Below are 15,369 nucleotides of genomic sequence, written 5' to 3'. Positions count from 1 at the left end.
ATGTTCAAGGTGTCCTTCCCCTTGGTGGAAGAGGCAAGCGTACCAGAATTAGGAGGAAGTAAGGGTTTTAAATGAGATCACGTAAAGCCGTTGCTGCAATTTTGATAGCAGGTGGAATTGCCTTTGCAATGTACCCCAAAAGCGAACAAAACCTTCGGCCCACATCAAATCAACCTGAGATGGGTGGATTTCTAGCTGAAGTGATTTTGCCTGACATCCTTTCGCAGAATGCCCATGTTGTAAAAAATCGATTTTGAGGCAAAATTGTCTGACGTCAGCGCCTAATGAACAGATTTGAGTATATGAACAACGGAGAGTTTCTGGTTTACCTTATCGATTAGGCGATCGAGATGACGAAGACGCCACAGATATCGAAAGACGCCGCCGAGAAGGCATTCCTGTGAGCCTGTATGACCGCTGGTCGAAAGAATTTCTTGAGGCAGGTAAACTTGTCTTTCCGGGGGCACTGCGCGACAGGAATGAGGCGGATCATAATAATATTGGTCTTGTCGCTGTTCAGTTCCGGTCTCTCAACTCATTTATGCGGCCTTTCGTTCAAATGCCAAGGGGCTTCTGCCTTGATGGATTTGAAGAATGTTTCCACCATGGAATTGTCGCTTGCCCGGCAGGGTTATGCGCAGCATGATCCCGAGAGGAGGAGCAATTCCCTTTGCCGCTCATGGATAATTTGAAGCCGTTTTTTATCAGGCATTTCTGGTAATCATGCGATCGGAATTGCGAGCCGTATGATGAACGGGGTGGCCGCCGTAATGCCAGGCCATATCCAACGCGCGCATTGCCAGATCTCGTTTCATGCGATTGCTGACCGCGGCCTTCCGGGGGCGCTTGTTCTTTTTGTCGATATCTTGATAAGGCCCAAACATAAGGTCATCGTGCTGGTGCTTCTGAACCCACTTGTTCAGTGTCGACAAACCCACGCCTAAATCTGATGCAACCTGTGGCCGCGTCGGGCCGCTAGTGGTTGCGATGCGGACCGCATCACGCCGAAACACGTCTGTGTATCTCGGTGCCATTTCTTATCTCCTTCATAGCTAACAGTGCTCGAAAGAGACCGGACGGGAACCGTGACACGGCCAGCCCATTTGAAGCCCCTGTGTGAGTTCAAACATAGAACTAATTTGGAACGTGGGATCCAAGTGCTATAATCTAGAACGTTGGAGGGGTGCAGGCGCTGATAACCCTGCACGTCTCATTTCCAACATTGCGGAAGCGATGTGGTTTGCGGCTGTCAAATAGGTATCCCTCGCCAGTTTGAAGGACTTTAACCTGATCGCCGACAGTGATTTCGATTTGGCCTTGAATAACAACCCCGACCTCTTCCCCTGCATGCGCCAGAAATTCGGGGCCTGTATCGGCACCTACTGGATAGGTCTCATCCAGCATTTGCAGGGTATGCCTGCTGGCATCTCCAATCTGTCGAAGCGACACGGCTGAGGGCCCGAATTGCGGCGCGACTTCGACGAACTCATCAGAAGTGAAAAAAATCTTTGGTTCGCTAAGTTCTTCAATAGTTGTGAAAAACTCTGCAATGCTTATGGGAATCGCATCTAGCAAACTCTTGAGTGAAGCGACAGAGGGACTGGTTTTGTTCTGTTCAATCAGGCTGACGGTGCCATTTGTTAGACCCGCACGCGCGGCAAGTTCCCGCTGCGACAACCCGTGTGCTTTTCGAATCTCTTGCAGCCGGTCGCCAATGTCCATTTTGCTATTCCTATACAGATTTCCGCAATTATCTAAGAAGATCAACTTCCTACAACGGTTGCGCGTACAAACTCAAGCGGTCAAAAAAATGATATGCGCCCAATTGATCCTAGGCGATCCTTTCCTTCTTGGCGAATAGATATTGACAGTTAAATTAAACAGGGTATGGAAATATTAAACACCCCTCGTTGGGAGAGCGGTGACTCGTTGGAAAGGACGTCATTAAATGGCCAATACAGTCAAAAATAAATCGACCAGAACGGCAATGAAACGCAAGTCGGTTATCGCAATTGTACCGGATGCCGCTCCTCTGAAGCAATCCAATGCGTCGTTGATTGCCAGACGAGAGGCCGCCGTTGCGCGTGGCGTGGCTTCTGCGGCACCGATCTTTGCAAAATATGCGGAAAACGCGGAACTTTGGGATGTTGAGGGCAATCGCTATGTAGATTTTGCGGGTGGTATTGCCGTTCTCAACACGGGCCATCGTCATCCAAAGGTCGTTGCTGCGGCCAAAGCGCAAGAAGATCATTATACGCATACCAGTTTTCAAGTTGTGCCATATGAGCCCTATATTGCCTTGGCCGAAAAGCTGAATGAACTTGCTCCGGGCGATCATGCCAAAAAATCGCTGTTGGTCACAACTGGTGCCGAGGCCGTCGAAAATGCGGTCAAAATTGCGCGGGCGGCAACAGGGCGGCCGGGTGTGATTGCTTTCACTGGCGGATATCATGGTCGCACGCTGTTGACGCTCGGGATGACGGGTAAGATTTCACCTTACAAAAAGGATGTGGGTCCATTTCCATCCGATATTTACCGCGCGCCTTTTCCAAGCCTTCGCGACGGTATCACTGTGCAGGATGCACTGACCGGATTGCAAAACCTCTTCCTGACTGACGCGCAACCCGAGCGGATCGCAGCGATTATCATTGAACCCGTCCTCGGGGAGGGTGGCTATACGCCCGTTCCCTTCGAAATGATGCAAGCGCTTCGCGCAATTTGCGACCAGCACGGAATTATGTTGATTGCGGATGAAATTCAGGCGGGATTTGGTCGGACTGGCACTTGGTTTGCGATTGAGCATTCTGGCGTCGTACCCGATTTGATTACCGTCGCTAAATCGATGGCTGGTGGCTATCCGATTGCAGGTGTCATTGGCCGCGCAGAGGTGATGGACGCGGTAATTCCAGGTGGTCTGGGGGGAACCTATGGCGGTAACCCCGTTGCATGTGCCGCCGCTTTGGCCGCGATCGAAGCGATTGAGGAAGAAGGTCTTTTGGCTCGTTCCACAGCGCTTGGAGAATACTTCCGGACACGCTTTGCGGATATCGGCGCACGTGTTTCGCCCTACCGGATGTGGGATATTCGCGGTCTTGGCGCAATGTTGGCGGTCGAATTTGTGACAGATTTCGAAACGGCAACGCCCGATGCGGCCCTCACGAAATCTGTGGTTGCACACGCACTCAAACGGGGCCTAATTCTGTTGTCCTGTGGCATGCACGGCAATGCGTTGCGCATTATGGTGCCGTTGACCGCCTCGGACGCGATCATTGACGAAGGTCTTTCAATCTTTGAAGCTGCATTAACCGACGCAATGGCTGAATTGCACGGATAAGCGTTTCAAAAGAATTCAATTTAGGCGGGCTTTTGCTCCCGCCTAAATTGATCAGCTATGTGGATAAGCTGTCTCGTGGCGCCATGGACAACCGTGTTCATCGATACCCTTTGGGTCGCGTCCCAGTAGGATTGCACGCAAAAGTTGCATCGCGTGTGGTCGATTATGGGTTGGATTGGCGGATCATTTGTTGTGGATTTTGAGAATCAGCAGGATCGCAAAGGCTGTTCATCCGATCTATTCGTTGATTATCGTCAGTATGTTACGAATAGCTCACACCATTTCCGTGTTATTTTGGCCAGACGCATAGTGCTATGGCATAGCAGACGAACATATCGACAAAGAACGGACAGATTGCGCCTGAATTTTGCTCAATATTCATCGGATTGTTGAAAATAATAAACAAAATTGGCGATTTTCTGTGAATTCAGTTGCAGGAATCGCGCGATTTTGTCAGTCTCAGGGAATATTCGCTCGTTAGTGTGATCAAACATACTGGGAATTAATTGAATTAGGGGCCGTTACTAGGCCCCCATTAGGTGCGGAATCGTTGTCGGGTTTCGTCGTTCAAAATCAGATCCTCTTTCTAGGAGGACGTGACACAACTTTAGAATTGGGAGATAATTATGAGTTTTTTAAAGTACGTGGCGTTTGCCGGAGCCATGATGGCCGGGACCGCTTCGACCGCGCAGGAGCAATTCATCACGATTGGTACCGGCGGCCAAACTGGCGTTTACTTTGTTGTAGGCCAATCAATTTGTCGTCTGGTGAACCGCGGCACCGCTGAACACAACCTGAAGTGCACAGCCCCCTCAACAGGTGGATCCATTGCCAATATCAACGCGATTATGGCGGGTGATATGGATATGGGCGTCGCCCAGTCCGATTGGCAATACCACGCCTATAACGGCACGTCCGAGTTTGAAGGCAATAAGTTCGATGACGAACGGGCTGTATTCTCTGTGCACGGCGAGCCGTTCACAGTGATCGCACGCGCGGATTCAGGTATCAAAACCTTCGCAGACCTAAAAGGCAAGCGCGTCAATATCGGCAATCCCGGTTCGGGCCAATATGCTACGATGCAAGTGGTCATGGATGCACTTGGCTGGACAATGGACGACTTTGCTTTGGCGTCTGAGTTGAAGCCAGCCGAGCAAGCAGCCGCACTTGGCGACAACAAGGTTGATGCGATCATCTATACGGTGGGTCATCCGAATGGTTCGATCCAAGAAGCAGTATCGACAGTTGATGCGGTCCTAATCCCTGTGACGGGTCCCGAGATCGACGAGTTGATCGCAGAAAACCCTTTCTACGCCGCAGCGACTGTCCCCGGCGGTATGTATGAAGGGTCCCCTGATGACATCAACACATTTGGTGTAAAAGCGACGTTTGTAACGTCGGCAACAGTCGATGATGAGGTCGTGTATCAAGTTGTCAAAGCTGTTTTCGACAATTTTGACCGGTTTAAGCGCCTGCACCCAGCCTTCGAAAATCTGACCGAAGAAGGCATGATCGCCGATGGTTTGTCCGCTCCGCTACACCCCGGTGCTGAACGGTATTACAAAGAACGCGGTTGGATGTAATCCACTCTTGCGCAAAATGGCGGCGGCCTGAAAGGGCCGCTGCTGCTACGGAATCTCACAACGAGACCTATAATAATTAATCAACAGATTTTTTACCTGACGTGTGCAGGTGACGGGGGACCGACATGACGAATGACCCAAACCAGCAGCAAAATGCGCGCGTCGAGGCCGAAGCCGAAAGCCGCGGTGGACTTAGCCAAGCCGAACTGGACGCGCTGGTCGCATCTTCGGACACGGGTGGTCGCGGTTCGACTGGTTCTGTTGGGACTTTCTTAACATGTGTGGCGCTGTCTTGGTCGCTGTTTCAGCTTTGGATCGCTTCGCCTATTCCTTTTATTGTTGGCTGGGGTGTCTTCAACGATACTGAAAGCCGGTCAATCCATTTGGCCTTTGCCCTTTTCCTCGCCTACGCAGCCTTTCCTTCGGCGAGGACGAAATTCCAAGTCGGACTTGGGATCACCGTTCCCCTTTTTCTCGCGTTCCTGTTTATGACAGGGGCCAAAGACGGCACAGCGACGTGGTGGATACCCATCATCGCATTGGCCATTGTGGCCGCAGTTATCCTAGGGTCCCCCAAAGACCGCGTACCGGTTTGGGAATGGGCGATGGCCGTTATTGGGGCGCTCGCAGCACTCTATCTGTTCGTCTATTACCGTGATATTTCCAGCCGCGTTGGCGCGCCAATCATGCAAGACTTCGTGGTTGCTGTGATTGGTCTGATGCTGCTCTTAGAGGCGACCCGTCGCGCCTTGGGGCCTGCGCTGATGATCGTGGCCACGGTTTTCCTTGTCTACACTGTGCTTGGGCCGAATATGCCCAGCATTATCGCTCATAAAGGCAACAGCCTGTCAGAGATCGTGAACCACCAGTGGATAACCACCGAGGGCGTGTTCGGGATCGCGCTGGGCGTTTCGACTAGCTTTGTGTTCTTGTTCGTTTTGTTTGGATCGCTTTTGGATCGTGCAGGCGCGGGGAACTATTTCATTCAAGTCGCTTTTAGCTTGATGGGGCATATGAAGGGCGGCCCTGCAAAAGCAGCGGTTGTCTCGTCTGCGATGACGGGTTTGATCTCTGGGTCTTCGATTGCCAACGTTGTCACCACGGGCACATTCACCATTCCGCTCATGAAGAAGGTTGGTTTTTCCTCGGAAAAAGCGGGCGCGGTTGAAGTTGCGTCCTCGGTGAACGGTCAGATTATGCCGCCCGTTATGGGGGCAGCGGCCTTCTTGATGGTGGAATACGTCGGTATCCCGTATTTTGATGTGGTCAAACACGCCTTTCTTCCGGCGGTTATTTCGTACATTGCGCTCGTTTATATTGTGCATCTTGAGGCGCTCAAAGCGGGCATGGAAGGCTTGCCACGGGCCTATACGCCAAAACCCATCGTGCAACGCCTGATTGGTATTGCTTTTACTATTGCCGTGATCTGCGCCATTTCCTTTGCGGTTTATTACGGCATGGGGTGGATACGTCCTGCCTTCCCTGAAACGGCGGCCTATATCATCTTTGCATTCATTACATCGATCTATGTTGGTCTGCTGTATGTGTCCTCCAAGGAAGAGCCGCTGGAATTGGATGATCCAAACGCACCCGTCACAGCCTTGCCGTTGCCGGGTCCGACGATCCGCTCCGGTCTGCACTTTATCCTGCCGGTTGTGGTGCTGGTTTGGGCGCTTATGGTTGATCGTTTGTCACCTGGTTTGTCGGCGTTTTGGGCGACAACTTACATGGTATTCATCCTTTTAACCCAGCGGCCACTCACGGCGATGATGCGCAAACAAAGTGGTCTTGGAGCCGCAGTGAAAGAAGGATTTTTCGACCTGATCGACGGTCTGGAAACCGGCGCGCGCAACATGATCGGCATCGGTATCGCTACGGCGACGGCGGGTATCATTGTGGGCGCTGTTAGCCAGACGGGCGTTGGCTCGGCCTTGGCGGATGTGGTTGAGGTTCTGTCGGGCGGCAATATCCTTGCGATCTTGTTCCTAACCGCAATCCTGTCGCTCATCCTTGGTATGGGTCTGCCAACAACTGCCAACTATATCGTGGTTTCGGCTTTGTTGGCCCCTGTCATCGTAACGCTGGGCCAGCAAAACGGGCTGATTGTGCCTCTGATCGCGGTCCACCTTTTTGTGTTCTACTTTGGCATCATGGCCGATGTGACGCCGCCAGTGGGGCTTGCCAGCTTTGCCGCCGCCGCCGTTTCTGGTGGTGATCCGATCAAGACGGGTGTGATTGCGTTCTTCTATAGCCTGCGGACGGCCGCTTTGCCCTTCCTGTTCATCTTCAACACGGAACTGCTGCTGATTGATGTGACGTGGAGCCAAGGTGTCTTTGTCTTTATCGTGGCAACCTTTGCGATGCTGCTGTTTGCGGCCGCGACACAGGGTTGGTTCTTGGCGAAGAACCGCTTCTATGAAACTGCCGCCTTGTTGCTCATCGCGTTCACGCTGTTTCGCCCCGGGTTCTGGATGGACATGGTCGCTCCCCCCTATGTTGATGAGCAACCGTCCGAGATTGCTACTGCAGCCATGAACACGCCGATCGGTGATGATTTGCGCCTGCGTGTTGCTGGTGTGAACGACCTTGGGGATCCGATCGAATTTGTTGCCGTGTTGACCATTCAAGACGGGGCAACGGGTGAAGAACGGTTGGAAAATGCGGGACTTGTGTTCCGCAACGAAGGCGACACGCTTATGATTGACGATGTGACGTATGGCAGCGCGGCTGCCACGGCAGGTCTAGACTGGGATCAGACAGTTTTACAGGTGCTGCGGCCCGTGGGGCAGCCCTCTAAATACCTGATGTTCTTACCAGCCTTACTGCTTTTGGGCTTGGTTGTCTTCTTGCAACGCCGCCGCACTGGGCACCCGATCCGCAAACAAGCCACCGCTTAAAGGAAACAGACCATGTTTAAAAACGTATTGCTTACACTTGATCTGAATACCAAGGCGTCTTGGGAAAAGGCACTGCCTCAAGCGCTGGAACTGGTGACGGCTTCAAAAGGCACTTTGCATGTCATGTCGGTGGTTCCGGATTTGGGCACGCCGATGGTTGAAAGCTTCTTTCCCTCCGACTTTGAATCCAAGGCGATCGCTGCGGCAAGTGCAGCGCTGGACGGGCTTGTGAAGGCGAATATCCCTCAGGGCGTGTCGGTCAAACAGCATCTCGCTTTTGGCAATATCCACCATAAAGTGTTGGAGGCGATCGAGGAAACACAGTGCGATCTGGTCGTTATGGCGTCGCACAAGCCAGATAGCGTGCGGGAATTCCTAATTGGGTCAAATGCTGACAGAGTTGTGCGCAGATCACCAATTTCAGTCTTGGTAGTAAGAGCTTAAATACATGCCAATCGCAGAGGCTTTAATAGCTCATCCTGGGCTGCTCTATCTGCAAGGAGTACTATCCCTATGACCCCTTTCGCTATTGCTGGCATTCAAATGCATGTGAATGCCCTTCACTCCAATGTCGATGCTATGATGCATCGTTTGGATTTGTTGATGATCCGTTTTCCATGGACACAGATGGTTCTTTTCAGTGAACTTGCGCCTTTTGGCCCGCTGGAAAAATTCAAACTGCCGCAGGAAAATGCTGTTATTGACCGGTTTTGTGAGGCGGCCCGTCGGTACAAAATATGGTTGATCCCGGGGTCGATGTTCCTGACTCACCCCGAAAACAGTGGGGTTTATAACACGTCGCTAGTGATTGATCCCAATGGGATTGTCGTACGACGTTATGCTAAAATGTTCCCGTTTTTACCCTACGAGGCAGGCGTCACGCCCGGAACAGAATTTTGCGTTTTCGACGTGCCTGATGTGGGCCGGTTTGGCTTGTCGATCTGTTACGACATGTGGTTTCCGGAAACGACGCGGCAACTGACCAGCCAAGGCGTTGAGGTGCTGTTGCATCCAGTGTTAACGGGCACAACAGACCGAGACGCAGAGCTGTCGATCGCGCGGGCGACCGCAGCTCAATTCCAGTGCTATGTCATTGATGTGAATGGTTTGGGGGCCGGTGGTATCGGTAAATCCTGCGTTGTTGATCCTACGTCTCAGGTGCTGCACCAATCCGGCGGCCAAGAAGATATGTTCCCAATCGAGGTGGATATGTCGATGGTGCGCCGCCAGCGCGAAACCGGCTTCAAAGGCCTGGGTCAAGTGCTGAAAAGTTTTCGCGATCGTTCGGTGGATTTCTCGGTCTATGACCGGACCAGCGGAACCGATAACTTTTTGAAAGCGCTTGGGCCGCTGGAAGTGCCACTCCAAGGCTCTCGTTCGGGCTTGTATGTGGATGAGCCCGCAATTCTCGACGTGGAACCGGAGTTGGCTATGCCCACACCGGAATATGTCGAACCGGCCATTACTGACAAAAAAATAATCGGCTGATCTGCGAGGTCCGTTGGCAGGAGGCCGGCGGACCCTTCTTCGCACATCGAATTACAACTGGGAGAACGATCGATGAATTCCGTCAGCGACTATTATTCGGCGACGCAACTGCGCACAGATAACTGGAGTGCGCTCAGGGAGATAACAGGGTCCTTCGCCAGAAATATGCCGAGCAAAATCTCGGCCAAAGACACCGCGAAAACGCAGGAATTATTCGAGTCCCTCGCATTGATCGAGCCATACTGGGCCTTTCCAGGCATGGCGGCCTTTATTCATCTTCGTCGTTTGTTTGAACACAATAGCTATGAAGAATTGGCCTTTGCAGTTCACCGTGTGACGCGGGCTCTGACAACGGGCGCTTATCGACGTCGCTCCATTCCCTTGGAACGCGACAGTATCGACAAGGAAGAGTACGACGACGAGTCTCTTCTGTCACCCGAAGCGCGCGCCATGACCAAACCCTATTTTGAGGTTTTGATCGTTGATAATGTCAGCGACCAACAGGAGCGCTGGCTGAAAAACAATGTCACGCGCATGCGTCGTCCAGAAGACCCATTCACCTATGAAGCTGTTGTTGTTCCTAGTTTAGAAGACGCCCTCATTGCTGTCCTGTTTAATCATAACATTCAGGCCATCGTAGTGCGTCCCGGCCTTGTTTTAAAGTCAAAGCTCGACAATGAAATTCTCCATAGTTTCCTGAGCCGAGCAGGGGGAAGCGACGCAATTGACGCGATGCTGCCGGAAAACTATGGCCCAGAACTGTGCCGTCTCATTGAACGGGTGCGACCAGAATTGGATGCCTATCTGGTCACCGACCGTTCGGTTGAAGATATCGCAGGGCTTGAGTTGGGCATTTGTCGGCGGGTTTTCTATAACCAAGAAGACTTTATGGAGTTGCACCTGAATATCCTTCGGGGTGTTGAAGCACGCAACAAAACACCGTTCTTTACGGCTCTTGTGAACTACTCCAAACAACCGACAGGCGTGTTCCATGCGATGCCGATCAGTCGGGGTAAATCGATTACGCGCAGCCACTGGATTCAGGATATGGGGGCGTTCTATGGCCCCAACATTTTCTTGGCCGAAACCTCTGCGACATCTGGCGGGCTTGATAGCTTGCTCGAACCTCACGGCCCCATCAAAGAAGCGCAAGAACTGGCAAGCCGCGCGTTTGGGTCAAAACAGACGTTTTTTGCCACAAACGGAACCTCAACCTGTAACAAAATTGTCGTGCAAGCGCTGGTGCGCCCGGGTGACATCGTTCTGGTCGATCGGGATTGCCATAAATCGCACCATTACGGCATGGTCCTTGCAGGGGCTGAAGTGGTCTATCTCGATAGCTACCCTCTGAACGAATATTCCATGTATGGTGCTGTGCCGCTGCGTGAAATCAAACATCAATTGCTAGCGCTAAAAGCCGCCGGCAAGCTTGATCGCGTTCGCATGCTTTTGCTGACCAACTGTACCTTTGACGGACTGGTCTATAATGTTGAGCGGGTCATGGAGGAATGTCTGGCGATCAAGCCTGATCTTGTCTTCCTTTGGGATGAAGCATGGTTTGCTTTCGCGAGATTCAGCCCGACATACCGCCAACGTACGGGCATGCGAACCGCGAATAATCTGCGCAAGCGCCTAAAGACGGACGAACACAAGGAAGCCTATGAGGCTCAGCAAAAGGTCCTTGGCGATGCCACAGATGAGGAACTGTTGGACGCACGACTTATTGCGCCGCCCACTGCGCGCATCCGTGTTTATGCCACCCAGTCGACCCACAAAACACTGACGTCGCTGCGACAGGGGTCCATGATCCACGTGAGCGATCAGGACTTTAAAGGCGAGGTCGAGCAGAGCTTCCACGAAGCGTATATGACCCACACTTCCACCTCACCCAACTACCAGATCATCGCTTCGCTTGATGTGGGACGTCGTCAGGTTGAGTTGGAAGGCTTTGAATTTGTGCAACGCCAGATCGAGGCCGCTATGTCTATGCGGCGCGCGATCAGCACGCATCCGCGTTTGCAGAAATACTTCAAGGTTCTGACGGCGGGCGACATGATCCCCGAGCACCATCGCCAAAGTGGAGTGGTCAGCTATTTTGACAATGAGCAAGGCTGGACCGACATGTGGGACTGCTGGCAGCAGGACGATTTTGTTCTGGATGCCACTCGTGTGACCTTGGCCGTTGGCGGCACAGGATGGGATGGGGATACGTTCAAGAACGATGTTCTTATGGATAAATACGGCATCCAAATCAACAAAACTTCCCGCAATACTGTGTTGTTCATGACCAATATCGGCACAACGCGCTCTTCTGTTGCCTATCTGATCGAAGTGCTGGTTGAGATTGCCAACGAACTTGATGACTTGCTGGATGATGCGTCGAAAATGGAACGGTTGTCGTTCGATCGGCGTGTTAAAAATCTGACGGAAAACTATCCGCCATTGCCCGATTTCAGCCGGTTCCACGATTCTTTCCGTCCTGACAATGTGACGCCAGAGGGGGATATTCGTACGGCATATTACCTCAGCTACGATGAAAAAAATTGTGACTATCTGGAACTGGAGGGCTCCCTGAATGATGCGCTTCAGGCAGGGAAAGAGGTTGTCTCCGCCAGTTTCATCATTCCCTATCCCCCAGGGTTTCCAATCCTTGTGCCGGGGCAGGTCATCAGCAAGGAAATCCTCGCGTTTATGCTGGCGCTCGATGTCAATGAAATACACGGGTATCGCGCCGATCTCGGTCTGCGCGTCTTCACACCCGAGGCCTTGGCCGCCTTGCCCCAAGCCAAAAAAATCAAGAAATAACCGAATTAATGAAGGGACGACACTATGCCTACTGTGCTTAAGAATATCTCAGAAATTCGACGCTTCTTTCACCGTAACGAAGACCCAATCTACTTTATTTCGGCGACGAATTTCAATCTGCTCGGCCTCGACGAATGGGTAAAAAACTTCAAGTATATCTGCTATATCGACTGTTATGGCGGCAAGCATCCCAATGTGTTTTGCCCTTCTGAGCAGCCACACGCGGAATTCCAATCCATTGAGGATATCAACAACTATCTGCTCCAGCACAAAGAGGTCATCGACTTTATCAAGCGGCGCGGTGGCAAGCCCAAGTTTGTGTTCCTGATGTTTGACGAGGAAACCGAGCGGTTGTCAAAAGAGTTGGGGGCGGACGTCTGGTTCCCCAAGGCAAAACTGCGCACGGCGATGGACAACAAGATCGAAACCGTCCGCATTGGCAACAAGGCGGGGGTTCCGTCCGTTCCGAATATCCTGTCCGAGGTCACCAGCTACGAACAGTTACGGGAGGTTTGTGAAAAAGGCGGGATCGGGCACGATCTGGTGCTGCAATCCGCCTTTGGCGACAGCGGCCACACCACGTTCTTTATCAAGACCGAGGCCGATTTCCGCCGTCATGAACATGAAATCATCGGTGAAGGTGAAATCAAAATCATGAAGCGGATTGATTGCCGTGGATCGGCGATCGAGGCCTGCGCGACCAAGGAAGGGACGATTGTTGGCCCGTTGATGACGGAACTTGTCGGCTTTGGTGAATTGACGCCGTATCGTGGTGGTTGGTGTGGCAACGAAATCCTGTCCACAGCTTTCCCACCAAAAGTCCGCCAGAAAGCGCGCGAGTTGACGTTCAAATTCGGCGAACAGTTGCGTAAAGAAGGCTATCGCGGCTACTTCGAGCTTGATTTCTTGATCGACAAAAAGACGGGCGATATCTGGCTGGGAGAATTGAACCCACGCATCACGGGGGCGTCTTCGATGACCAACCATGCGGCGTTTGCACATGCCGACGCGCCCTTGTTCCTGTTCCACTTACTCGAGTTCTCCAAAAAGAAATTCGATCTGGACACAACGGAACTCAATGATCGTTGGGCCAATCCCAACATGATTGATAGCTGGTCTCAGATGGTGATTAAGCACACGGATGATAGTGTTGATATCTGTACGGCAAGTCCGGAAACTGGTATCTACAAAATGCTGGAAGATGGGAGTGTCGTTTATGATCGGTTCGACTATCACAGGCGGGCAGTTGAAAGCGAAAACGAAGCGTTTTTCCTGCGAATTCTACAACCGGGCGATTATCGCTATGAAGGCGCGGACATTGGCATCCTTGTGACTCGAGGACGCTCAATGACGAAAAGCTTTCAGTTGAATGAGCGCGCGAAAAAGTGGATTCACGGCATCAAAAAATCCGTTGAGGGAACGCCGCTCCCAGTTGCGAGTGCTGGACCTGTGTTGGCGGAGCCCGCATTCAAGATCATGTAAGGAACAGCCATGATTTGGCGTGCTATTAGTGAAGATTTGCCCGGCCCTAAATGGGCCGGGCTTTTCGCCGAATATTGGCCCAGCTATAAACGCTGGTGGCTGAAGGAAGGCGACTCTGCGCGGGCGACTTATTTAGAAAGTCGGCGTGCCCTGAAGGAATACATGCCAGAGCTTATACCGCTCTACGATGATTTGTGTGATCTGGCAGGCGGTGGCGATCAGGCCGCACGCTTCTTAAGTTTCTACTGTCCCCCTCCGTATTTGTCTGGATGCAGTCAAGCGATCTGGCCAGGAGAAGAGCCTGTGCTGGTGCGCAACTACGACTATGACCCCAACGCCTTTGATAGCCTGATTCTGCGTACAGGTTGGCAGGGGCGGCAGGTGATCGGTACGTCAGACGGGTTGTGGGGGCTGGTTGACGGGATGAACGATGCCGGTCTTGCCATTTCGTTGACATTTGGCGGTCGCCGTGTCGTTGGCAACGGCTTCGGCGTACCGCTGATCCTGCGCTATGTCCTGCAAACCTGCACCACGGCGGAAGAGGCTGGAGCGGTGTTGTCCCGCGTTCCGACCCATATGAGTTATAATGTTACGGTATTGGATGCCAAACGCCACTATTTGACGGCCATGATGGCCCCTGATCGGCCTGCAATAATCACACATGCCGCCGTTGCGACGAACCATCAGCAGAATGTTGAATGGGTCAGCCATGCGCGGTTTACGGCGACGGTTGAGAGGGAACGTTACTTGCTGCAACGTCTCACCTTGCACCGCGACCCCGAAGAAAAATTCGTCGGCGCTTTTTTGCGACCCCCCCTTTATTCTACCGCATTTGATGCAGGTTTTGGCACAATCTACACGGCGGTCTATCGACCTCGATTGGGTGAAATGCAAATTCGCTGGCCGGGTACGACGTGGGCACAAAGCTTTGACCATTTTCAAGAGGGCGGACGCCAAGTACAAATTCCCGGCGCGGCATAGGGGAAAACGGCGGAGTCAGAGGAGACTGACCTGAGCGTTTTTGGTGGAACCAGTTTGGCCCATTGTTTGCTTCAGAAATCCGCCGACGGCACGGACCACAACTAAGTGCTTTTTCCAATTGGCAGTGGCACATGAAGGAATTTTTTTAAGGGTAATCGGCGCGCGGCCCTATCTTTGGCGCGCCGTTGATTACGAGGCTGAGGTTTTAGAAAGCTACGTCACCGCCGCTCTTAGAGAATAACGCCTGCTTGGCGTGGTAAATCACAGTCCTAGTAGAGACGAGTTCGAATTTGTCTGATGGTGTGGACGGCTCCACCCGAACGGCATCGCAATGTGTCATGCTGGTGCTGTTACGACCCAACAGAGAGAAGGAGCCATCCACAATGGATATTACAACACTCGGAATTGATCCGTTGACCGGCAGGTGATTGCATAGCAATCGCTGAGAGGTTCACCAAGTCTGTTTTTCAACTTCACGGCATTGACACGAATGGCGTCGTGGTTTTGCAAAAGAAGTTGCGCCGTGGCGCTGTTCTGAATTTCCTATCGAAACTGGAACCCTGCCTGATTGGCATGGAGGCCTGTGCCACATCGCATTACTGGGCGCGGGAAATCGCGGCGCTTGGTCACGACGTGCGGATGATTCCTCCCGCTTATGTAAAGCCGTACGTCAAACGGCAAAAGAACGATGCAGCGGATGCGGAAGCCATCTGCGAGGCTGTCACGCGACCGAACATGCGCTTCGTGCCAGTGAAGACCGAGGAGCAGCAGGGTGTTCTTGTGCTGCACCGGTCTCGTG

11 protein-coding genes and 3 pseudogenes are annotated in these 15,369 nt (G+C 52.4%); 11 read left to right on the top strand and 3 right to left on the bottom strand.

Annotated features, from left to right (window positions below; all coding sequences use genetic code 11):
• Positions 1–71 precede the first annotated feature (71 nt).
• On the top strand, positions 72–257 hold the full coding sequence (locus AB9F29_RS16080) for a hypothetical protein (protein WP_369756391.1): 186 nt from the start codon (positions 72–74) through the stop codon (positions 255–257).
• Between the two features lie 305 nt (positions 258–562).
• Here the strand turns inward: AB9F29_RS16080 and AB9F29_RS16075 are convergent.
• The 3 genes and pseudogenes from AB9F29_RS16075 to AB9F29_RS16065 all read right to left on the bottom strand — a co-directional run.
• Positions 563–863, bottom strand: a pseudogene (locus AB9F29_RS16075) (hypothetical protein); the annotation flags it as partial.
• Positions 864–904: 41 nt separating this feature from the next.
• Positions 905–1,034, bottom strand: a pseudogene (locus AB9F29_RS16070) (transposase); the annotation flags it as partial.
• Between the two features lie 133 nt (positions 1,035–1,167).
• Entirely contained in the window at positions 1,168–1,722 is a 555-nt protein-coding gene (locus AB9F29_RS16065; protein WP_039001558.1) for a cupin domain-containing protein, read from the bottom strand.
• A gap of 265 nt (positions 1,723–1,987) precedes the next feature.
• On the opposite strand from AB9F29_RS16065, the gene gabT reads away from it, so the two are divergent.
• The 10 genes and pseudogenes from gabT to AB9F29_RS16015 form a co-directional block, all read left to right on the top strand.
• Entirely contained in the window at positions 1,988–3,334 is a 1,347-nt protein-coding gene (gabT, locus tag AB9F29_RS16060) for a 4-aminobutyrate--2-oxoglutarate transaminase (protein WP_052274754.1), read from the top strand.
• Between the two features lie 626 nt (positions 3,335–3,960).
• On the top strand, positions 3,961–4,917 hold the full coding sequence (locus AB9F29_RS16055) for a TAXI family TRAP transporter solute-binding subunit (protein WP_039001560.1): 957 nt from the start codon (positions 3,961–3,963) through the stop codon (positions 4,915–4,917).
• A gap of 125 nt (positions 4,918–5,042) precedes the next feature.
• Positions 5,043–7,814 (top strand): TRAP transporter permease, encoded by a 2,772-nt coding sequence (locus AB9F29_RS16050; protein ID WP_335586562.1) that lies wholly within the window; start codon positions 5,043–5,045, stop codon positions 7,812–7,814.
• 12 nt (positions 7,815–7,826) lie between these two features.
• Positions 7,827–8,258, top strand: coding sequence for a universal stress protein (locus AB9F29_RS16045; protein WP_369756390.1), 432 nt, complete (start codon positions 7,827–7,829; stop codon positions 8,256–8,258).
• Positions 8,259–8,327: 69 nt separating this feature from the next.
• Positions 8,328–9,302, top strand: a complete 975-nt coding sequence (locus AB9F29_RS16040) for a carbon-nitrogen hydrolase family protein (protein ID WP_082802238.1) — start codon at positions 8,328–8,330, stop codon at positions 9,300–9,302.
• Between the two features lie 72 nt (positions 9,303–9,374).
• Positions 9,375–12,107 (top strand): aminotransferase class I/II-fold pyridoxal phosphate-dependent enzyme, encoded by a 2,733-nt coding sequence (locus AB9F29_RS16035; protein ID WP_369756389.1) that lies wholly within the window; start codon positions 9,375–9,377, stop codon positions 12,105–12,107.
• Positions 12,108–12,131: 24 nt separating this feature from the next.
• Positions 12,132–13,589: a biotin carboxylase gene (locus AB9F29_RS16030; RefSeq protein ID WP_335586564.1), complete on the top strand. Its 1,458-nt coding sequence runs from the start codon at positions 12,132–12,134 to the stop codon at positions 13,587–13,589.
• 9 nt (positions 13,590–13,598) lie between these two features.
• On the top strand, positions 13,599–14,570 hold the full coding sequence (locus AB9F29_RS16025) for a C45 family autoproteolytic acyltransferase/hydolase (protein ID WP_369756388.1): 972 nt from the start codon (positions 13,599–13,601) through the stop codon (positions 14,568–14,570).
• Positions 14,571–14,605: 35 nt separating this feature from the next.
• Positions 14,606–14,793: pseudogene (locus tag AB9F29_RS16020) on the top strand (DDE-type integrase/transposase/recombinase); the annotation flags it as partial.
• Positions 14,794–15,002: 209 nt separating this feature from the next.
• On the top strand, positions 15,003–15,369 hold a 367-nt coding region (locus AB9F29_RS16015), incomplete at its 3' end, for a transposase (protein WP_369756452.1).

It is taken from the genome of Falsihalocynthiibacter sp. S25ZX9 (assembly GCF_041205405.1).
Classification (GTDB): domain Bacteria; phylum Pseudomonadota; class Alphaproteobacteria; order Rhodobacterales; family Rhodobacteraceae; genus Falsihalocynthiibacter; species Falsihalocynthiibacter arcticus.
This window is presented reverse-complemented; position numbering and strand designations above follow the sequence as displayed.

Bases quoted from the DNA above. Each gene is read 5' to 3' on its own strand.
- AB9F29_RS16080 (WP_369756391.1), top strand. From the start codon at position 72: ATGAGATCACGTAAAGCCGTTGCTGCAATTTTGATAGCAGGTGGAATT.
- AB9F29_RS16065 (WP_039001558.1), bottom strand. From the start codon at position 1,722: ATGGACATTGGCGACCGGCTGCAAGAGATTCGAAAAGCACACGGGTTG.
- gabT (WP_052274754.1), top strand. From the start codon at position 1,988: ATGAAACGCAAGTCGGTTATCGCAATTGTACCGGATGCCGCTCCTCTG.
- AB9F29_RS16055 (WP_039001560.1), top strand. From the start codon at position 3,961: ATGAGTTTTTTAAAGTACGTGGCGTTTGCCGGAGCCATGATGGCCGGG.
- AB9F29_RS16050 (WP_335586562.1), top strand. From the start codon at position 5,043: ATGACGAATGACCCAAACCAGCAGCAAAATGCGCGCGTCGAGGCCGAA.
- AB9F29_RS16045 (WP_369756390.1), top strand. From the start codon at position 7,827: ATGTTTAAAAACGTATTGCTTACACTTGATCTGAATACCAAGGCGTCT.
- AB9F29_RS16040 (WP_082802238.1), top strand. From the start codon at position 8,328: ATGACCCCTTTCGCTATTGCTGGCATTCAAATGCATGTGAATGCCCTT.
- AB9F29_RS16035 (WP_369756389.1), top strand. From the start codon at position 9,375: ATGAATTCCGTCAGCGACTATTATTCGGCGACGCAACTGCGCACAGAT.
- AB9F29_RS16030 (WP_335586564.1), top strand. From the start codon at position 12,132: ATGCCTACTGTGCTTAAGAATATCTCAGAAATTCGACGCTTCTTTCAC.
- AB9F29_RS16025 (WP_369756388.1), top strand. From the start codon at position 13,599: ATGATTTGGCGTGCTATTAGTGAAGATTTGCCCGGCCCTAAATGGGCC.